Origin of the sequence: Granulicatella balaenopterae, assembly GCF_900111135.1 — a bacterium.
In the GTDB taxonomy this organism is placed as follows: domain Bacteria; phylum Bacillota; class Bacilli; order Lactobacillales; family Aerococcaceae; genus Granulicatella; species Granulicatella balaenopterae.
In genome coordinates, this window is sequence record NZ_FOGF01000023.1 from 12,731 (window position 1) to 33,436 (window position 20,706).

The window sequence follows — 20,706 nt, forward strand, 5'->3', positions numbered from 1 at the left end:
ATCAAGCTGGAATTTACATTTGTTTGATATCTTAAAAGTAAAAAGAGAGTAAAGGAGGAGAATTATGAAAGTCGGAAGGGTGCTATATGTAGGGATGGTATCTTTAACGTTATTATTGGGAGGATGTAGTACTTCTCAGCAATCGATGGCAAGCAATCCCAGTGGGGAAATAACTGTTGTTTCACGTGAAACTGGATCTGGAACTCGAGATGCATTTATTGAACAAGTAGGATTATTAGAAAAGGATGATATACATCGAATAGATCAAACAACTTTAGAAGCAATTGTCCAAAATAGTACAGCAGGAGTATTATCAACCGTAGCAGGATTAGATAAAGCAATTGGGTATGTTTCGCTAGGAACTCTGTCAGATATAGTACAACCTGTTGCAATTGAGGGAGTATTACCAACAACTGAAACTATACTGGCGGGAGATTATCGTTTACAAAGGCCATTTGTTATTTGTTGGCCAAATGAGATTCGTGAGGAAGTAAGGGACTTTATGGCTTTTATCAATTCTAAAGAAGGACAAGATATTATAAAAAAAACAGGTTATGTTCCTACTAATCCTAATGCTTTACCGTATCAAAATACTTCAGCAGAAGAAGGGTTAGTGACAGTAGTTGGATCGACTTCTGTAACACCGGTAATGGAACAATTAGCTGAGCAGTACCAAGAAATACATAGTGGTGTGCAAATCGATATTATTTCAAATGGGTCCACAGCCGGTATCACAGCGGTGCAAGAAGGTACGGCAGATATTGGGATGTCTTCTCGAGCATTGAATTCTCAAGAAATAGAACAAATGAATTCTCAAGCAATTGCATTAGATGGCATTGTTATTATTGTTAATCAAGACAATCCTTTAAACACATTAACCTTGCAAGAGGTACGTGACATTTTTAAAGGTGATGTAACAGATTGGCAAGATTTAGCGCAACATTAAGATGACTTTGATAGAAGGTGAATCAGTATGAAAAAAGAAAAATTAGCAGAAAAAGTAATGGAAATAATCTTTTTTATTAGCGCTATGATGTCAGTCGTAGCCATTGCAACAATATGTCTATTTATTTTTAAAAATGGCGTTCCTTTTATGATGCGTTATGGTGTTCATGAATTTATTTTTGGAACGAGTTGGGCACCAGGGAATCTTCCGTCTACTTATGGGATATTCCCAATGATTATGGGGTCTTTAGTGATTACCTTAGGAGCTTTAGTGATTGGTGTACCACTAGGAATATTAACTGCTGTGTTTTTGGTTTATTTTTGTTCAGAAAAGCTATATAAGGTGTTAAGTCCATCAGTCAATATTATGGCAAGTATTCCATCTGTTATCTATGGTTTTTTTGGCTTACAATTATTAGTTCCTTTAGTAAGGCGCTTAGGAGGAAATGGTATGAGCGTTTTAACGGCATCTATCTTACTAGGAATTATGATTATTCCAACCATTATTACTTTATCAGAAGCAGCTCTACGCTCAGTTCCGAAAGTCTTTTATACGGGTAGCATTGGTTTAGGAGCTACACATGAGCGAACTATTTTAAAAGTTATCTTACCAGCTGCTAAATCAGGTATTATATCAGCCGTTATTTTAGGAGTTGGGCGAGCAATTGGCGAAACGATGGCCGTTATTTTAGTGGCAGGTAATCAACCATTATTACCACGGGGATTATTAAAAGGAGTTCGTACAATGACGACGAATATTGTGTTAGAAATGGCTTATGCAACAGGTGAGCATCGTGAAGCATTAATTGCCACATCAGTCGTCTTATTTGTGATGATTCTAGTGATTAATTTCGTATTTACTATTGTGAAAAGGAGAGGTCGTTCATGAAGCAGAGATTATTACGTTTTATGATTTATTTGAGTGCATTTTTAACATTTGCATCGTTATTTTTAATCATTGCGTTTATTTTTATTCAAGGTCTACCAAGTTTACGGTGGGATTTATTTAGTTGGCAATATACAGCAGAAAATGTTTCTTTAATGCCAGCAATTGTGACGACGGTGATTGTAGTAGTCTTATCATTAGTGATTGTAACGCCAATTGGGGTATTTACGGGCTTTTATCTAGTAGAATATGCAAAAAGAGAATCAAAATGGGTTGAAATTATTCGTTTAGCAGCGGATACATTAGCAGGTATCCCTTCAATTGTCTATGGTTTATTTGGGATGTTATTTTTTGTAATTTTTTTAGGTTTTCAATATTCAATTTTAGCAGGGGTATTCACTTCGGCGATTATGGTCTTGCCGATTATTATTCGCTCAACGGAAGAAGGTTTATTGGGGGTACCTGATTCATTACGTCAAGCAAGTTTTGGTTTGGGTGCTGGAAAATTACGGACGATTTTTAAAGTGGTATTACCTGTTGCAATGCCAAGTATTTTATCGGGAATTATCCTATCAGTTGGACGTATTATCGGTGAAACGGCGGCTTTAATGTATACTTTAGGAACGGCTGCTAATATGCCGAATGGGATTTTTTCATCAAGTCGTACGCTAGCGTTACATATGTATGTGTTATCAAGTGAAGGATTACATGTGCCGGAAGCTTTTGCGACGGGTGTAGTCTTAATTGTTTTAGTAATGGTTATTAATCTATTAACAACACGTATTTCAAAACGAATTGTCAGAGGGGAAGGATAGCAATGGGAAGTTTTATGATTAAGAATTTAGACTTATATTATGGTGATTTTCACGCTTTAAAGAATATTAATATGACCATTCCTGAGCGTGAGATTACGGCATTTATTGGACCGTCTGGTTGTGGAAAATCAACACTTTTAAAATCATTAAATAGAATGAATGATTTGGTGCCAAGTTGTCGTATTGAGGGGGATATTTCACTGGATGGAGAAGATATTTATCAAAAGAATTATGATGTGAATTTATTACGAAAACGAGTGGGGATGGTCTTTCAACAACCTAATCCATTTCCAATGTCGATTTATGATAATATTTGTTATGGACCGCGTACGCATGGGATTCACGATAAAAAAACACTAGATGAAATTGTTGAGCGTAGTTTAAAACAAGCAGCCATTTGGGATGAAGTAAAAGACAAATTAAAAAAGAATGCTTTAAAAGTATCTGGTGGACAACAACAACGCTTATGTATCGCAAGAGCTTTAGCAGTAGAACCAGAAGTATTATTGATGGATGAACCAACTAGCGCTTTGGATCCAATTTCAACTTCCAAAATTGAAGAATTAGTTCAGTCTTTAAAAGAACAATATACAATCATAATGGTGACGCATAATATGCAACAAGCAGCAAGAGTATCTGATAACACTGCATTTTTCTTATCGGGAGAAGTATGTGAATTTGGCAAAACAGAGCAAATATTTACCATACCACAAGATGAACGTACTGAAGCATATATTACAGGTCGTTTTGGATAAAGGAGGAAAAAAGATGAGAAAACAGTTTGACCAAGAATTAAATGAATTACATATTCAGTTTACTAATATGGGTGTGTTAGTGAGTGAAGCCTTAACAAAATCAGTCAAAGCATTTATTAATCATGATGTAACTCTAGCTCAAACAGTGATTGACGATGATCAAATAATTAATAAAAAAGAAGTAGAATTAGAAGAAGCTTGTGCAAAAATTATTGCCTTACAGCAACCAGTTGTTACAGATTTAAGACGAGTAGTATCAGTTATGAAAGCTTGTTCAGATTGGGAAAGAATGGGAGATCATGCCAGTTCGATTGCTAAAACAACTATTACTGTTAAAGGAAAAAAACGCATCTCACATGTAGAAGCACTATTAGCTGATATGGCAAAAGTTGTGATTGAAATGGCTAATCGAGTTATTACCGCATATACTTTAGCAGATATAGAAGAAGCGCGAGCGATTGCAGAATTAGATGAGCGAGTAGATAATTATTTATTACAAATTACTCAATTTACTATTGCAGAAATGAAAGCTGATCCAAAAGTTGTTTTTAACGGCTCTGGCTATATTACAGTAGCCAGTGATGTTGAGCGGGCGGCGGACTATATCACTAATATTTGCGAAAGAATTATCTATCTTAAAACAGGAGAAATTGTCGAATTGAATTAATTAATAAAAAATAACTTATAAAACTATAGTGTTTATTTATAGATTTATAAGTTATTTTTATGCTTTTAATGGTTTCATTTAAACAAAAACAAATTTACCAAGAATTAAGAATAAAAAAATAGCAAATAAACAAAATAAAACAGAAAAACTAATTTATTGTCAATTTTAACAATGAATAGAAAGAGAATAAGCTTAGTTGATAAATAGATAAGCGATAGCTATTATAGAATTGTAATAAGAAAAGGAGGTGTTAAGGAAAAGCTATAAGGAAAAGCTCTAAATGATTACCAAGGAAAGTCCGGAATTTCTACGTAATTATCCTTAATAAGTGATGAATCAAAAAAATTTATTGTCGATAAATTTAGTGTTTTTGAAAAAAATAAAAGGAAAATGAAAAGTAATGAAAGTAATTTCAGTCCTTGTCTGCGTTTTCATAAAACAATTGTAATGATGTCGTAAACTAGTCAGAAACACTTATGTGCTGTATAATATAACTTGTGAAAGAATTATATAAGTAATGAAAACAATAGAATAAGGCCTATTTGTTTTACAGGATATTGTATAATTTGTATCATAAATAAAATAAAAAAGGAAGTGTTATTGTGTCAGAAAATACTCAAAAAGAAACACTGAAATCATTTATACTAAAAGTTCTTAATGGAACAACTATTGCAATTGTAGTAGCTCTTATTCCAAATGCTATTTTAGCAACATTCTTAAAACCGTTCCCAGATGTGCAATTCGCCGTGGAATTTTTACATATTGTGCAAGTCTTCCAATCATTTGTACCAATTATGGCTGGATTTTTAATTGCTAATCAATTTAAATTAAATCCAATGCAAATGGTCGCGGTTGGTGGTGCAACTTATATTGGTTCAGGTGCTTGGAAATTTGTGCCAGAAGTAACAATTGGTGAAACAACCAAAAATATTTTCCTATTAGCAGGAATTGGTGATGTCATTAATTTAATGCTTACTGCAGCCTTAGCAGTTTTAGCAGTAAAATATATTGGTGGTAAATTCGGCTCATTAACGATTGTCTTATTACCAATAGTTGTTGGTACAGGGGTTGGTTATGTCGGTTGGAAATTATTACCATATGTTTCTAAGATTACTTATATTATCGGACAAGGAATTAATACTTTTACATCACTACAACCAATTTTAATGTGTATGTTAATTGCTGTATCGTTTGCTTTAATTATTGTTAGTCCAATATCAACAGTTGCGATTGGTTTGGCGATTGGTTTAACAGGAATGTCTTCAGCTGCAGCTGGTATGGGAGTAGCAACAACCGCAGCCTTCTTAGTATGGGCAACAGCACGTGTTAATAAAGCAGGTGTCCCAGTGGCAATTGGTTTAGGAGCTATGAAGATGATGATGACAAACTTCTTAACCCATCCAATTATGGCTGTTCCTTTAGCAATTTGTGCAGCGATTTCTTCAATCAGTGTACCATTATTTAATATGGGTGGTACCCCAGCTTCAGCAGGTTTTGGTTTAGTAGGATTTGTTAGTCCTTTAGCCGCATTAAATAGTTCATCAATTAGTGTCATTATGTTAATTGTAACATGGGTAGTTATCCCATTTGCATTAGGTTATATTGTCAACAAGGTATGTTGTGATATGTTACACTTATATGATAAAGAAATTTTTATTTTTAAAGAACAATAATAAAAAATAGGAGAGTGAAAAATATGTTAACATATATTGCAGGTTCAGGCGCAATGGGATGCCGTTTTGGTTACCAATTACATCAAGTAGGTCAAGAAGTTATTTTATTAGATAACTGGCAAGATCATATTAAAGCAGTACAAGAACACGGCTTACAAATTGTAGGAGACGAAGAAGTAACAGTTGAAATTCCAATGATGTTACCAACCCAAGCAACAAAAGAAGCAGATTTAATTATTTTATTTACGAAAGCAATGCAATTACCACAAATGTTACAAGATATCAAGCAAGTGATTGGCGAAAACACAAAAGTACTATGCTTATTGAATGGTCTAGGACATGAAGAAGTGATTCGTCAGTATGTACCAGAAAAAAATATCTTAATGGGTGTAACAGTCTGGACAGCAGGTTTACAAGGACCTGGTAAAGCAATTTTACAAGGAACTGGCTCAGTAAACTTACAAAGCATTGATCAATCAGGCGTTGAAAAAGCCAAAGAAATCGTCGCAATCTTGAATGAAGCAAACTTAAATGTTACTTATGATGAAGATGTAGTTCCATCAATTTGGCGTAAAGCATGTGTTAATGGAACAATGAACTCAACATGCGCTTTATTAGATTGTACAATTGGTGAATTCTTTAAGAGTCCAGAAGCAGTCGCAGTAGTTAAAACAATTATTCATGAATTTGTGGAAGTTGGAACAGCAGAAGGCGTTGAATTAGATGAAGCAGCAATTGTAAAATATGTAATGGATACATCAGTTAAAGCAGCGCATCACTATCCATCAATGCATCAAGATTTAGTTCAAAATAATCGTCGTACAGAAATCGACTTTATTAATGGTGCGGTTGCTAGAAAAGGAAATCGTTTAAATATTCAAACACCTTACTGTCAAATGATTACTGATTTAATTCACGCAAAAGAATCAGTATTAAATATTAAATAAATTTAACCTCTAAAACAGTTTGCATTACTTTTGTTAATGTGGGCTGTTTTTTTGTATAATAAGAAAGTCAAATGAAAGAAAGAAGAGGTAGCGATTAATGAAATTAGCAAGTTGGAATGTTAATGGCGTCCGTTCAGTATTAAATAAAGGCGCATTACAAGCTTATATAGAAGAAAGTCAACCAGATATTTTATGTATACAAGAAACAAAAGCCCAAAAAGAACAAGTCGAGATGGATTTTAGTCAATATGGCTACAAAGATTATTGGAATTCAGCAGTCAAAAAAGGATATTCAGGCACAGCAATCTTCACTAAAGAAGAACCACTATCAGTCAGATATGGAATAGGGATTGAAGAACATGATCAAGAAGGCCGCGTTATTACTTTAGAATTTAACGAACATTATTTAGTAACGGTCTATACACCCAATTCAAAACGTGACTTATCACGCCTAGCATACCGTGAGCGTTGGGAAGATGATTTCTTAGCTTATATCGACCAATTAAATCAACAAAAACCTGTTATCTTTTGTGGCGACTTAAATGTAGCTCATAAAGAAATCGACTTAGCCAATCCAAAAACGAATACAAGAAATGCCGGATTTACTATTGAAGAACGTAAAAAATTTGATCAAGTCATCGAGCATCATTATCTAGATAGTTTTCGTGAATTATATCCCGAACAAAAAGATAGCTATACATGGTGGAGTTATATGGCAAAATCACGTGACCGCAATATCGGATGGAGAATTGATTATTTTGTTATTGCACCAAGTATAAAGGATCAATTAGAAGACGCTATAATTCGATCAGATATTAAAGGATCAGACCATTGTCCAGTAGAATTAATTCTAAAAACTGAAACATTATAATTATTTTCTACATATTGGTTTATTAAGAGTGTTATGATAGAGTATTCCTTTTTCACATGATATAGTAATAAATCTAAGTCAAGTTAGCGAAAAAATGGTATAATATTTAAGTTACAGCTTCTTCAATTTTTGAAGAATAAAAAGGAGAAAGGAGGGGAATCCCATGACCATCAATCATATTGTTTTATTTGAACCATGTATCCCAGCCAATACAGGTAATATTGCTAGAACATGTGCAGCAACAAATTCACCACTGCATTTAATCGAGCCATTAGGATTTGAAACTGATGACAAACATTTAAAACGTGCAGGATTAGATTACTGGAATGATGTTAATATTACCTATCATAAATCATTAGATGCATTTTTAGAGTATTTAGGTGATAAGCCATTATATTTAATTACAAAATTTGCTGAAAAAAATTATAGTGAAATTAATTTAGCAAAATATGATGAGCAATTTTTTATGTTTGGTAAAGAAACAAAAGGGTTGCCTGAAGAATTTATGCGTAAAAATTATGAAAAATGTTTAAGGCTACCGATGAATGACGAGCATGTTCGTTCATTAAACCTTTCGAATACGGCGGCCATCGTTGTGTATGAGGCACTAAGACAACAACATTTTGCAGGCTTAGAAGCGGTACATTGCTATGAAAATGATAAATTAAAGTAAAAATGTGATTAATTTCTCATTTTAAATGTGAGATTCGCCGTGAAACCGTTTTTACATAATGGTATAGTATAGCCATGAGGGAAACAGCCAAGTCTGGATTGATCACCAAGATGTGTTTCTCAAAAAGTTAGTTGTTCATGAACAATACAATTTATAAGGATGGTGGAATTAATGTCAAATCAACAACCGATTCACGTATTTTCTGAAATTGGAAAATTAAAAAAAGTTATGTTACACAGACCAGGTGCTGAATTAGAAAACCTAATGCCTGACTTCTTAGAAAGATTATTATTTGATGACATCCCATTTTTAGAAGATGCTCAAAAAGAACACGATGCATTTGCTGAAGCTTTACGCGCTGAAGGTGTTGAAGTAGTTTACTTAGAAGACTTAACAGCAGAAGCTTTAACAACAGATGAAATCCGTTCTGCATTTATCGAAGAATACTTAGAAGAAGCTAACATCCGTGGAGCTCAAACTAAAGTTGCTATTCGTGAAATGTTAATGAACATTAAAGATAACAAAGAATTAGTATTAAAAACTATGGCTGGTGTTCAAAAAGCTGAATTACCAGAAATTCCTGAAGAAAGCAAAGGCTTAACTGACTTAGTTGAATCAGATTACCCATTCGCTATCGATCCAATGCCTAACTTATACTTCACACGTGACCCATTCGCAACAATGGCTAACGGAGTATCATTAAACCACATGTACTCTGAAACACGTAACCGTGAAACTTTATACGGAAAATATGTTTTCAAATTCCACCCAGAATATAAAGATGCTGATGTACCTATGGTATATGACCGCTCTGAAGATACTCGTATCGAAGGTGGGGACGAATTAGTTCTTTCTAAAGATGTATTAGCAGTTGGTATTTCTCAACGTACTGATGCAGCTTCAATTGAAAAATTAATGAAAAACGTATTTGAAAAAGGTTTAGGATTCAAGAAAGTATTAGCTTTCGAATTTGCTAACAACCGTAAATTCATGCACTTAGACACAGTATTCACTATGATTGACTACGATAAATTTACTATTCACCCAGAAATCGAAGGAGAATTACGTGTATTCTCAGTAACTCCTGATGGAAAAGGCGGATTAAACATCGTTGAAGAAAAAGCTGCTTTAGCAGATGTATTAGCTGAAAACTTAGGACTTGAAAAAGTTGAATTAATCCGTTGTGGTGCTGGTAACGTAGTTGCTGCTGCACGTGAACAATGGAATGACGGTTCTAACACATTAACAATCGCACCTGGTGTGGCTGTAGTTTATGACCGTAACACTGTTACAAACAAAAAATTAGAAGAATACGGAATTCGTTTAATTAAAATCCGCGGAAGCGAATTAGTTCGTGGTCGTGGTGGCCCAAGATGTATGTCTATGCCATTAGTTCGTGAAGATATCTAATTTTCACAATTAAGTTTTAATTTATAAAATAAAATAAACCGTTAATAAAGAGAGGAATTTTATAATGACACAAGTTTTCCAAGGAAGAAGTTTCTTAAAAGAAGTAGACTTTACTAGAGCAGAATTAGAATATTTAATCGACTTCTCAGCTCACGTTAAAGACTTAAAAAAACGTGGAGTACAACACAAATTCTTAGAAGGCAAAAACATTGCTTTATTATTTGAAAAAACATCTACACGTACTCGTGCTGCTTTCACAACAGCTGCAATTGACTTAGGTGCTCACCCAGAATACTTAGGTAAAAACGACATCCAATTAGGTAAAAAAGAATCAGTTGAAGATACAGCTAAAGTTTTAGGCCGTATGTTTGACGGTATCGAATTCCGTGGATTCGACCAAGCAGTAGTTGAAGGATTAGCTGAACACTCAGGCGTTCCAGTATGGAATGGTTTAACTGACGAATGGCACCCAACACAAATGATCGCTGACTTCTTAACAATCAAAGAAAACTTTGGCAAATTAGAAGGCTTAACATTAGTATACTGTGGTGACGGACGTAACAACATGGCAAACAGCTTATTAGTAACTGGTTCTATGTTAGGCGTTAACATCCACATCTTCTCACCAAAAGAGTTATTCCCAGAACAATCTGTAGTAGCTATGGCTGAAGAATATGCTAAAGAAAACGGATCTCACATCTTAATCACTGAAGATAAAGAAGCTGCTGTTAAAGGCGCTGACATCTTATACACTGACGTATGGGTATCTATGGGTGAAGAAGATAAATTTGAAGAACGTGTTAACATGTTACAACCTTACCAAGTTAACATGGACTTAGTAAAAGCTGCTAACAATGAAGATTTAATCATCTTACACTGCTTACCAGCATTCCACGATACAGAAACTGTATATGGTAAAGACATCCAAGAAAAATTCGGCGTTTCAGAAATGGAAATTACTGACGAAGCATTCCGTTCTAAATATGCACGTCAATTTGACCAAGCTGAAAACCGTATGCACTCAATTAAAGCTATCATGGCTTTAACTGCAGGTAACTTATTCGTAAACAAAGTTTAATAACTTGAATTAATTTAAGTTTTAAGAACTGAATATGAATCGTTAATTGGTCATTCTGGTTCTGATTTTCAGATCAGAACCAGGATGACTTTTTATTTTTTAATTATTGTAACCCAGTTCCTTTAGACTACTAAGGAACTTATTGGTATTAGTATGTACTTTTTATTATGTAGAAGAGAAGTATTAATACATAGTAGTCAAAAATAGAACATTCACAATAGAATATGGAGGAAAAAATCATGGCAGAAGAAAAAGCAAAAAAAGGTTTTAAAATGCCATCATCATTCACGGTATTATTTATTATTATTGGATTGATGGCTATTTTAACATGGTTCGTCCCAGCAGGACAGTATGAAACTAACGAAGAAGGTAACTTAGTTGCTGGTACATATGAACAAGTAGAAGCTAACCAACAAGGTATCTACGAAGTAATGATGGCACCAGTATATGGTATGTTAGGTAAAGATACTGTTTTAGAACAAGAAAACGGTGACGTAATTGAAGTTCACACTGATGGTGCTATTGAAGTATCATTCTTCATCTTAATGGTAGGTGGCTTCTTAGGTGTAGTTACAGAAACTGGTGCTTTAGACATCGGTATCGCTTCAGTTGTTAAAAAATACCACGGCCGCGAAAAAATGTTAATTCCTATCTTAATGGTATTATTCGCATTAGGTGGAACAACTTATGGTATGGGTGAAGAAACAATGGCTTTCTATCCATTATTAATCCCAGTTATGATGTCTGTAGGTTTTGATACTATCACAGCCGTTGCAATCATCTTAGTTGGTTCTCAAATCGGTTGTTTAGCTTCAACAGTTAACCCATTCGCTACAGGTGTTGCATCAGATGCTGCAAACATCGGTATCGCTGAAGGTATTGGCTGGCGTTTAGTATTCTTCGTTGTTATGGTTGCTTTATCAATTTTCTACGTATATAACTATGCAAGCAAAATTGAAAAAGACCCAACTGCTTCATTAGTTTATAGCAAACGCGAAGAAGATTTAGCGTTCTTTAAAGTTAAAGAAACAGATGCTGACTTAAACAAAAAACAAAAACGCGCTTTACGTTTATTCGCATTAACATTCGTAATCATGGTTATCTCATTAATTCCTTGGACTAACTTCAAAGTTTCAATTTTTGAATCAATCAACAACGGAATCCAAAACATTCCAGTATTAGGTATGATTTTTGGTCACTCATTACCATTAGGTGAATGGTACTTCCCAGAAATCACTATGTTATTCTTAATGATGGCTATCTTTGTAGGTTTAATCTCAGACATGGGTGAAGAACGCTTCTTAACAGTATTCATGAATGGTGTTGCTGACTTAATGAGTGTTGCTTTAATCTGTGCTGTTGCTCGTGGTATCCAAGTTATCATGAACGATGGATTAATTACAGCTACAATCTTAAACTTCGGTGAAAATTCATTATCAGGTTTATCATCAGGCGTATTCATTATCTTAACTTACTTATTCTACTTACCATTATCATTCTTAATCCCTTCAACTTCAGGATTAGCTGGTGCTACAATCGGTATCATGGCTCCATTAGGAGAATTTGCTAATGTTCCTAAACACTTAGTAATTACTGCTTTCCAAGCAGCTTCAGGTATCTTAAACTTATTAGCTCCAACTTCTGGTATTGTTATGGGTGCGTTAGCATTAGGACGTATTGATATCGGTACTTGGTGGAAATTCATGGGTAAATTAGCTGGTTACATTGTAGTATTAAGTATTGCTATCTTAGTAATTGCTACTTTATTCTAAAATAATAAGTAAGTAATATTATTATTGATCATAAGGAGTGACTGATTTGCAAACATTTATTACTAAAAAGCATCAAGAAGATTGTATTGAAGCCATAAAAAATATTGTTAGTTATCCATCTGTTTTAAACGAAGGAGAAAACGGCACTCCGTTTGGTCAATCAATTCAAGATGTTTTAGAAGCAACTTTAGAATTATGTAAGTCATTAGGTTTTAAAACATTTATTGATCCAGACGGCTATTATGGTTATGCAGAAGTTGGTTCAGGAGAAGAACAATTAGCGCTATTATGTCATTTAGATGTAGTACCAGTTGGCGATATGAATCTTTGGGAAACAGATCCATTTGAAGTAGTTGAAAAAGACGGCTATCTTTATGGACGTGGAACACAAGATGATAAAGGCCCTTCAATGGCGGCGTTATATGCAGTTAAAGCATTAATGGATGCTGGTGTAGAGTTTGATAAACGTATTCGTTTTATCTTTGGTACTGATGAAGAAACGCTTTGGCGTGGACTTGATCAATATACTGCTAAAGAAGAACCAGCTACAATGGGTTTTGCACCTGATGCAGAATTCCCATTAACTTATGCAGAAAAAGGCTTACTTCAAGCTAAATTAGTAGGACCAATTAGTGATGTCTTATCACTAAATGTTGGTGGCGCTTATAATGTAGTTCCGGGTAAAGTAACTTACGAAGGTAAATTAACCGAAGAAATTGCTTTACAATTAGATGGCTTAGGATTTGATTATGAAAAAGGTGATGATACTATCACTGTATTAGGTAAATCGATCCACTCAAAAGACGCTCCAGAAGGTATTAATGCCGCTGTTCGTTTAGCTTTTGCATTATCTGAATTAGTATCTCATCCAGTCTTAAACTTTATCGTTGATGAAGTAGGAGAAGATGCGACAGGTTCTGCTCTATTAGGAACTATCCAAGACGAACCAACAGGAAGTTTATCACTTAACATTGCAGGTTATAGCCTGTCTCAAGAAGGCTCTGAAATCAAATTAGATATCCGTATCCCGGTTCTAGCTGATAAAGAATCTTTAGTTGAAGAGTTAAAACGTAAAGCTGCTCCATATAATTTAACTTATGAAGAAGTTGACTATTTAGCTCCTTTATACGTTCCGCTTGATAGTAATTTAGTAGGAACATTAATGGATGTTTATAAAGAAAAAACAAATGATGTACATGCAAAACCAAAATCTTCAGGAGGAGCTACATTTGCTCGTACAATGCAAAATTGTGTGGCATTTGGTGCAGTATTCCCTGATTCAGAAATCACTTTCCATATGGAAAATGAAAAAATGTCTTTAAGAGACATTTTTGGTGCAATGGATATTTATGCAGAAGCAGTATATCGCTTAGCAGCAAAATAATAACAGGAAATTGGTTGAGCTAGTTGATGAAGTCAACTAGCTCAATTATATAAAAAAATAAATTAATAATGAAAAGGGGACAAAATAATATGTCACGTAAAATCGTTATCGCTCTTGGAGGAAACGCAATTCTTTCTACAGACGCATCAGCACAAGCACAACAAGAAGCTTTAGTTCAAACAGCTAAATACTTAGTACAATTCATTGAAAATGGTGATGAATTAGTTGTAACTCACGGTAATGGACCACAAGTTGGTAACTTATTATTACAACAAGCAGCTGCTGATTCAGAAAAAAATCCAGCTATGCCTTTAGACACTTGTGTTGCTATGACTGAAGGAAGCATTGGATACTGGTTACAAAACGCTTTAGTAAACGAATTACAAGCTCGTAACATCAAAAAAGATGTTGCTGCAGTAGTTACACAAGTAATCGTTTCAGAAGATGACCCAGCATTCAAAAACCCAACTAAACCAATCGGACCATTCTTAACAGAAGAAGAAGCTAAAGCTGAATCAGAAGCTACTGGCGCTACTTTCACTGAAGATGCAGGTCGTGGATGGCGTAAAGTTGTTGCTTCTCCAAAACCAGTAGGTATCAAAGAAGTTAACGTTGTTCGCACATTAATCGAAGCTGGTAATGTTGTTATTACTGCTGGTGGGGGAGGAATCCCTGTAGTTGAAGATGCAGAAACTAAACACTTAACAGGTGTTGAAGCTGTTATCGATAAAGACTTCGCTAGCCAAACATTATCAGAATTAGTAGGAGCTGACTTATTCGTTATCTTAACAGGTGTTGATAACGTATTCGTTAACTTCAACAAACCTAACCAAGAAAAATTAGAAACTGTTACAGCTTCTAAATTAAAAGAATATATCGCAGAAGATCAATTTGCACCAGGAAGCATGCTTCCTAAAGTTGAAGCTGCTATTAACTTTGTTGAAAACTACCCAGAAGGTAAAGCAGTTATCACTTCATTAGAAAACATCGCACAAGTATTAGCTGGTGACGGTGGAACACAAGTTATCGCTGGATAATAAAAGATTTAAACAATAAAATCCCCATGTTCCATCAAATCATTAGATTATTACTGATTTTGACTCATAAAACTAGACAAAGCGAAATAAATTTGTTATAGTTTTAGTCATTAAGAGGTTATTAAATAAAATTCGTAGATAAAGAGAGTAATCTTTGTGTGATATTAAAGCGAGTCGGAATAGGTGAGAGCCGATATAAAAAACAAAGATGAAACGCACTTTTGAGAAGATAACTTGAAATTAGTAGGGTTATCCGGCAGTCATGTCGTTATTTTAATGAGAGGTTTATACATATCGTATAGACAATTAGAGTGGTACCACGGGATTCTCGTCTCTATCCAATGTCTTTTTTAGGCATTGGGTAGGGGCGTTTTTTTATTTATAACAAATATTTTTAAGGAGTGTAATAATGGATTATAAAAAACTTGTAGCAGAACAAATTTTAAAAACTGTTGGCGAACATTTATCATATGATGATGTTTACAATATGATTGAAGTTCCAAAATATTCAGAACACGGAGATTTAGCTTTTCCAGCATTCTCATTAGCAAAAATTTTGCGTAAAGCTCCTCAAGCAATTGCGGAAGATATCGTAGCAGGTGTTGAAGATGAACATATCTCTAAAGCAGTTGCGACTGGACCATATGCTAACTTCTTCTTAAACCGTGATAAATTTGCGGATGAAGTCTTAAAAACAGTCTTAGAACAAGGCGAACACTATGGAGATTGGACTTTCGGTGAAGGCCGTAATGTAACAGTTGATATGTCTTCTCCAAATATTGCTAAACCAATGTCAATGGGTCACTTACGTTCAACAGTAATTGGTAACTCAATTGCTAAATTAGCTGATAAAGTTGGTTATAACTCAGTGAAAATCAACCACTTAGGTGACTGGGGAACTCAATTCGGTAAATTAATCGTTGGATATAAAAAATGGGGATCTGAAGAAGCAGTATTAGCTGATCCGATTGCTGAATTATTACGTTTATACGTTAAGTTCCATGAAGAAGCTGAAGAAGATCCAGAATTAGAAGAACAAGGTCGTGCTTGGTTCAAAAAATTAGAAGATGGCGATCCTGAAGCAGAACGTTTATGGAAATGGTTCAAAACTGAATCATTAAAAGAATTCAACCGTGTATATGATATGTTAGGTGTTGAATTTGACTCATATGCTGGTGAAGCATTCTATAATGATAAAATGGATGAAGTTGTTGATTTATTAGAAACAGAAAAAATCGCAACTATCGATAATGGCGCTACTGTAGTTCATTTAGATAACTATGATTTACCACCTGCATTAATCAAAAAATCAGACGGTGCAACATTATATATTACTCGTGACTTAGCTGCTGCATTATACCGTAAGAGAAATTATGACTTTGCTAAATCAATCTATGTTGTAGGTAATGAACAAGCAAACCACTTCAGACAATTAAAAGCAGTCTTAAATGAAATGGGCTGGGATTGGCAAGAACAAATGCAGCATATTCCATTTGGTCTAATTACTTTAGGTGGTAAAAAATTATCAACTCGTAAAGGTAAAATTGTCTTACTTGAACAAGTATTAAACGATTCAACTAAATTAGCTTTAGAACAAATTGAAGCTAAAAATCCTGATTTACCAAACAAAGAAGAAGTTGCGAAACAAGTAGGTGTTGGTGCCGTAGTATTCCACGATCTTAAAAATGACCGTATGAATAACTTTGACTTTGTATTAGAAGATGTCGTTCAATTTGAAGGTGAAACAGGACCATATGTACAATACACTCGTGCTCGTGCAATGAGTATCTTACGTAAAGCAGGTAAAGAAATCGATACAACTGCTCCAATCGCATTAGAAGATGACTATGCATGGGAAGTATTAAAATTAATTGAAAACTATCCAAATGTCGTTAAATTTGCTGAAGAAAAAGCTGAACCTTCTGTCATTGCTAAATTTGTAATTTCATTAGCGCAAGCATTCAACAAATACTATGCAAATAGCCGTATCTTAGTTGAAGACGAAAATCTAAATTCAAGATTAGCATTAGTCGATGCAACTCAAAGCATCTTAAAACAAGGATTAGACTTATTAGGTGTAGAATCACCAGACGAAATGTAATTCTTCATTAACTTATGCACCATCCTAGTGTTGTTAGAAAATCTGATATCGGTTTTCTGGCAACACTTTTTTGATGGTTCTATAATATTTTTGAATATGATATAATATGAAAGGAAAACTTACAGCTTTAACTGTATTTCTTAGCTCTTTATCAAATAATTTTGGTAAAGTGAAAATAACAATAAGAAAAATGGAGGATTAAAAATGCGGATTATTAGTTTTATCTTGCCGGCATTATTATTAGTGTGGATAGATGTATCTTTTTTTGGTGAGGATAAGAACAAAAAGAACATTTTGAAATGGATATTATTATATGGAGTATTAGCAAATCTATGGACGATGTTTGGCCTGCGGTATATTTGTCATATGGATGATGTTGTCAGTGCGAAAGTATATCAAAGAATGGCCTTTTCACTAAAATATATATTATTAGTAAGCTTTATTGGTAGTTATCTACTATTATTAAAACATACATTAGTAGATAAATTTGTAACTTTAAAGAAAAGTGAAAAAACAAGTAAATTAGTAATTGTTTTAGAAATATTAAGCTTAATCATTATTACGTTAGGATTTGTATTTTTCTTTATGTCACGATGGTTTGTAGGTGAATTTGGTGAGTTAACGCCAGAACAGTTTATGTTTAACTTAAAATCACCAACAGAAGGTACAGCTGAAAATGTGGTGATTAGTTTAAATAATAAAGGGAAATTACCGGTAATTATTTGTACATTTACGGTATTAGCATTCGTGTTATTTAATCGTGATATTTATACTAAGAATAATCGAAAAGTGTTATCAGCTAAAGTATATAAATGGATATTAATGCCAGTAATGGTAATTATTGGTTGCTCAGGGATTGTTTACGGTGTCGATAAATTAAACTTGCGTGCAGTATATCGTACTTGGGCTGTTTCTTCAACATTTATAGAAGATAATTATGCGTCACCAAATGAAGTGACATTGACTTTCCCAGAGAAAAAACGTAATTTAATTCATATTTATTTAGAATCAGTAGAAAATTCATATTTATCACAAGATTTGGGTGGTTATATGGAGACTAATTTAATGCCAGAATTATATGAGTTATCAAAAAAAGGTATTTCTTTCTCAAATAATGATAAAATGGGCGGACCGCATCAAACATATGGTTCATCATGGTCAGTGGCTTCAATGGTGAATATGAGTGCCGGTGTTCCATTAGCTGTGCCAGTAGGGGTAAATGCTTATGGTTTAGATGGACACTTTTTACCGGGCGCTATTACAATTGGTGATATTTTAGAAGAAGAAGGCTATAATCAATCACTTATGTTTGGAGCAGATGCTGATTTTGGTGGATTAACAGCTTATTATGAAAGTCATGGCGATTTCCATATTTCAGATTATATTTATGCGAAAGAGCAAGGTATGATTCCAGAAGATTATGAAGTATGGTGGGGCTATGAAGACGACAAATTATATGAATTTGCCAAAGATGAGATTAATCGTTTAGCCAGTGAAGGTAAGCCATTTAACTTCACAATGGAAACAGCAGATACACATTTCCCTGATGGTTATTTATCAGAAAATGCGCCAACTCCATATGATAAACAATACTCAAATGTTATAGCTTATTCAACGAAAGAAACAGTTGATTTTGTGAGATGGATTCAAGAACAACCATTTTATGATAATACGACGATTGTTATTACTGGGGATCATTTGAGTATGGATAGTAATTACTTTAAAGATTTTGATCCAAACTATGAAAGAACAGTCTTTAATACTATTTTAAATGCACCAATCAGTAGTGAAAATACGAAAAATAGAGATTATGCACCTTATGATTTTTATCCAACAATTATGGCCGCATTGGGTGTCCAAATTGAAGGAGACCGTTTAGGAATTGGAACTAATCTATTTTCTGATAAGCCAACCATGCTAGAAGAATATGGAATGGACTATGTAGAAAAAGAATTAGGATCTTATAGTGCTTTTTATAATGATAAATTAATTGATGTAAATAATGATAGCATTTATGTGCCTAAAAAATAATAATTAAAAAATAAAGTGTGTTGTTAGAAAATCTGATATCGGTTTTCTGGCAACACTTTTTTGTTTCAGTATATTTATTAGGAAATGTTTGGTATACTAAAAGGAAGAATGAAAGTAACAGAATGGAGACTATTTAATGAAGAAAAATGAAGAAGTAACAGTAACAATTGAGGATTTAACCTATGAAGGCTTAGGTGTAGGTAAAGTGGATGGCTACCCATTATTTATTGAAAATGCATTAATTGGCGAAGAAGTAAAAGTATTAGTAATGAAAGTTGGAAAAAGTTTTGGTTATGCAAAAGTTGTTGAACGTTTAACAACTAGCCCTGATCGTGTACCATTAACTGATCGTGTAGGGATTCGTATTGGAACAATGCCATTACAACATATGTCTTATAACTCACAATTAGTATTTAAGAAAAAACAAGTAGCACAAGTAATGAAATCAATCGCCCATATGCCAGAAGTACCAGTCTTTGATACATTAGGAATGACAAATCCATGGGGTTACCGCAATAAAGCGCAAGTCCCTGTCAGAGCAATTGCTGGTGAGTTACAAACTGGATTTTTCCGTAAAAATAGTCATAACATGGTTGCTGTAGAGAACTTCCATATCCAAGACCCAGAAATCGATAAAGCTATTGTTGCTATTCGTGATATTATGCGTGAATATGGTGTGAAACCATATAATGAGAAGAAAAATATTGGTAATTTACGTAATATTATTGTGCGTCGTGGATACCATTCAGGGGAGATGATGGTTGTTTTAGTTACTAGAACAGCTAAATTATTCCCATTAAGCAAAATTATTCCAGATATCTTAGAAAAAGTACCTGGTGTTGTATCAATTATTCAAAATGTTCAACCATTCCGTACAAATGTCATTATGGGGAAAGAAACAATTGTCTTACATGGTGAAGACAAGTTTACCGATCAATTAATGGGCTTAGATTTCCATATTTCATCACGTTCTTTCTACCAAGTTAACCCAGTACAAACTGAAGTATTATACCAAACAGCTATTGATGCTGCAGGTTTAACAGGTGAAGAAACAGTTATCGATGCTTATTGTGGGATTGGTACATTAAGTTTAGCCTTAGCTCAAAATGCGAAAGAAGTTTATGCGATGGAAATTATTTCAGATGCGATTGAGATGGCTAATGAAAATAAAGCATTAAACAATATTACTAATGCTCACTTTAAAGTAGGTGCAGCAGAAGAAGTTATGCCTCGTTGGAAAGAAGAAGGCTTACAAGCGGATGTAATTGTTGTTGATCCACCAAGAAAAGGATTAGAAAAAGAATTTATCGAGGCAGCCGCGGCAGTAGAACCAAGTCGTATCGTCTATGTAAGTTGTAATCCAGCTACGATGGCACGTGACTTAGCTTTATTTGCTGAATTAGGATATGTAACGAAATCAGTTCAACCAGTTGATATGTTCCCACAAACAACACATGTGGAATCAGTAGCATTATTAGAAAAAGCATAAATGATTAAAACTAGTTATCTTACTATTGTGAGGTAGCTAGTTTTTTTGGTACTATACTATAATAAATGGTATCAGTAAGTAAGTGTCTAGTGTTTAGTTAGACGATAAAAAAATATTATGTTGTAAAGAACAAGATTAGAATATCTGTTCTTTGACAACATAATACTGAGAG

The 20,706-nt window shown here is 34.0% G+C and carries 17 protein-coding genes and 1 other annotated feature; all 17 genes read left to right on the top strand.

Annotated features, from left to right (window positions below; translation table 11 throughout):
• Positions 1 to 64 precede the first annotated feature (64 nt).
• Positions 65 to 946: a substrate-binding domain-containing protein gene (locus tag BMX09_RS06165; protein ID WP_089746830.1), complete on the top strand. Its 882-nt coding sequence runs from the start codon at positions 65 to 67 to the stop codon at positions 944 to 946.
• A gap of 27 nt (positions 947 to 973) precedes the next feature.
• Positions 974 to 1,834 (top strand): phosphate ABC transporter permease subunit PstC, encoded by an 861-nt coding sequence (gene pstC / locus BMX09_RS06170; protein ID WP_089746831.1) that lies wholly within the window; start codon positions 974 to 976, stop codon positions 1,832 to 1,834.
• Positions 1,831 to 2,646, top strand: coding sequence for a phosphate ABC transporter permease PstA (gene pstA, locus BMX09_RS06175; protein ID WP_089746832.1), 816 nt, complete (start codon positions 1,831 to 1,833; stop codon positions 2,644 to 2,646). Before pstC ends, pstA begins: the two co-directional genes overlap by 4 nt.
• Before the next feature lie 2 nt (positions 2,647 to 2,648).
• Positions 2,649 to 3,401, top strand: a complete 753-nt coding sequence (gene pstB, locus BMX09_RS06180) for a phosphate ABC transporter ATP-binding protein PstB (RefSeq protein ID WP_089746833.1) — start codon at positions 2,649 to 2,651, stop codon at positions 3,399 to 3,401.
• Between the two features lie 13 nt (positions 3,402 to 3,414).
• Positions 3,415 to 4,068 carry a phosphate signaling complex protein PhoU gene (gene phoU / locus BMX09_RS06185; RefSeq protein ID WP_089746836.1) on the top strand — a complete coding sequence of 218 codons (654 nt, stop codon included), beginning with the start codon at positions 3,415 to 3,417 and terminating at the stop codon, positions 4,066 to 4,068.
• A gap of 599 nt (positions 4,069 to 4,667) precedes the next feature.
• The gene (locus BMX09_RS06190; protein ID WP_218138927.1) at positions 4,668 to 5,741 is read left to right on the top strand and encodes a PTS sugar transporter subunit IIC; all 1,074 of its coding nucleotides are present in this window, start codon (positions 4,668 to 4,670) and stop codon (positions 5,739 to 5,741) included.
• 23 nt (positions 5,742 to 5,764) lie between these two features.
• On the top strand, positions 5,765 to 6,688 hold the full coding sequence (locus tag BMX09_RS06195) for a 2-dehydropantoate 2-reductase (RefSeq protein ID WP_089746841.1): 924 nt from the start codon (positions 5,765 to 5,767) through the stop codon (positions 6,686 to 6,688).
• Positions 6,689 to 6,785: 97 nt separating this feature from the next.
• On the top strand, positions 6,786 to 7,559 hold the full coding sequence (locus BMX09_RS06200) for an exodeoxyribonuclease III (protein WP_089746843.1): 774 nt from the start codon (positions 6,786 to 6,788) through the stop codon (positions 7,557 to 7,559).
• 163 nt (positions 7,560 to 7,722) lie between these two features.
• Entirely contained in the window at positions 7,723 to 8,232 is a 510-nt protein-coding gene (gene trmL / locus BMX09_RS06205; protein WP_089746844.1) for a tRNA (uridine(34)/cytosine(34)/5-carboxymethylaminomethyluridine(34)-2'-O)-methyltransferase TrmL, read from the top strand.
• A gap of 171 nt (positions 8,233 to 8,403) precedes the next feature.
• The gene (arcA, locus tag BMX09_RS06210) at positions 8,404 to 9,642 is read left to right on the top strand and encodes an arginine deiminase (protein ID WP_089746846.1); all 1,239 of its coding nucleotides are present in this window, start codon (positions 8,404 to 8,406) and stop codon (positions 9,640 to 9,642) included.
• Positions 9,643 to 9,706: 64 nt separating this feature from the next.
• Positions 9,707 to 10,720 carry an ornithine carbamoyltransferase gene (gene argF, locus BMX09_RS06215; RefSeq protein ID WP_089746848.1) on the top strand — a complete coding sequence of 338 codons (1,014 nt, stop codon included), beginning with the start codon at positions 9,707 to 9,709 and terminating at the stop codon, positions 10,718 to 10,720.
• Between the two features lie 239 nt (positions 10,721 to 10,959).
• Complete coding sequence (locus BMX09_RS06220; protein ID WP_089746850.1) at positions 10,960 to 12,492, top strand: YfcC family protein; 1,533 nt, start codon at positions 10,960 to 10,962, stop codon at positions 12,490 to 12,492.
• Positions 12,493 to 12,538: 46 nt separating this feature from the next.
• The gene (locus BMX09_RS06225; RefSeq protein ID WP_089746852.1) at positions 12,539 to 13,876 is read left to right on the top strand and encodes a M20 family metallopeptidase; all 1,338 of its coding nucleotides are present in this window, start codon (positions 12,539 to 12,541) and stop codon (positions 13,874 to 13,876) included.
• A gap of 89 nt (positions 13,877 to 13,965) precedes the next feature.
• Positions 13,966 to 14,913, top strand: coding sequence for a carbamate kinase (arcC, locus tag BMX09_RS06230; protein ID WP_089746855.1), 948 nt, complete (start codon positions 13,966 to 13,968; stop codon positions 14,911 to 14,913).
• Positions 14,914 to 15,039: 126 nt separating this feature from the next.
• Positions 15,040 to 15,252: a binding site (T-box leader), on the top strand.
• Between the two features lie 70 nt (positions 15,253 to 15,322).
• Positions 15,323 to 17,014, top strand: a complete 1,692-nt coding sequence (gene argS / locus BMX09_RS06235; protein ID WP_089746857.1) for an arginine--tRNA ligase — start codon at positions 15,323 to 15,325, stop codon at positions 17,012 to 17,014.
• A gap of 204 nt (positions 17,015 to 17,218) precedes the next feature.
• The gene (locus tag BMX09_RS06240; RefSeq protein WP_089746859.1) at positions 17,219 to 19,045 is read left to right on the top strand and encodes an LTA synthase family protein; all 1,827 of its coding nucleotides are present in this window, start codon (positions 17,219 to 17,221) and stop codon (positions 19,043 to 19,045) included.
• Positions 19,046 to 19,181: 136 nt separating this feature from the next.
• The gene (gene rlmD / locus BMX09_RS06245; RefSeq protein WP_089746860.1) at positions 19,182 to 20,534 is read left to right on the top strand and encodes a 23S rRNA (uracil(1939)-C(5))-methyltransferase RlmD; all 1,353 of its coding nucleotides are present in this window, start codon (positions 19,182 to 19,184) and stop codon (positions 20,532 to 20,534) included.
• The last annotated feature ends 172 nt before the right edge of the window (positions 20,535 to 20,706 follow it).

Coding starts and splice junctions, on each gene's coding strand:
- BMX09_RS06165 (WP_089746830.1), top strand. CDS start 65: ATGAAAGTCGGAAGGGTGCTATATGTAGGGATGGTATCTTTAACGTTA.
- pstC (WP_089746831.1), top strand. CDS start 974: ATGAAAAAAGAAAAATTAGCAGAAAAAGTAATGGAAATAATCTTTTTT.
- rlmD (WP_089746860.1), top strand. CDS start 19,182: ATGAAGAAAAATGAAGAAGTAACAGTAACAATTGAGGATTTAACCTAT.
- BMX09_RS06195 (WP_089746841.1), top strand. CDS start 5,765: ATGTTAACATATATTGCAGGTTCAGGCGCAATGGGATGCCGTTTTGGT.
- pstB (WP_089746833.1), top strand. CDS start 2,649: ATGGGAAGTTTTATGATTAAGAATTTAGACTTATATTATGGTGATTTT.
- BMX09_RS06240 (WP_089746859.1), top strand. CDS start 17,219: ATGCGGATTATTAGTTTTATCTTGCCGGCATTATTATTAGTGTGGATA.
- BMX09_RS06220 (WP_089746850.1), top strand. CDS start 10,960: ATGGCAGAAGAAAAAGCAAAAAAAGGTTTTAAAATGCCATCATCATTC.
- argS (WP_089746857.1), top strand. CDS start 15,323: ATGGATTATAAAAAACTTGTAGCAGAACAAATTTTAAAAACTGTTGGC.
- pstA (WP_089746832.1), top strand. CDS start 1,831: ATGAAGCAGAGATTATTACGTTTTATGATTTATTTGAGTGCATTTTTA.
- arcA (WP_089746846.1), top strand. CDS start 8,404: ATGTCAAATCAACAACCGATTCACGTATTTTCTGAAATTGGAAAATTA.
- argF (WP_089746848.1), top strand. CDS start 9,707: ATGACACAAGTTTTCCAAGGAAGAAGTTTCTTAAAAGAAGTAGACTTT.
- trmL (WP_089746844.1), top strand. CDS start 7,723: ATGACCATCAATCATATTGTTTTATTTGAACCATGTATCCCAGCCAAT.
- arcC (WP_089746855.1), top strand. CDS start 13,966: ATGTCACGTAAAATCGTTATCGCTCTTGGAGGAAACGCAATTCTTTCT.
- BMX09_RS06200 (WP_089746843.1), top strand. CDS start 6,786: ATGAAATTAGCAAGTTGGAATGTTAATGGCGTCCGTTCAGTATTAAAT.
- phoU (WP_089746836.1), top strand. CDS start 3,415: ATGAGAAAACAGTTTGACCAAGAATTAAATGAATTACATATTCAGTTT.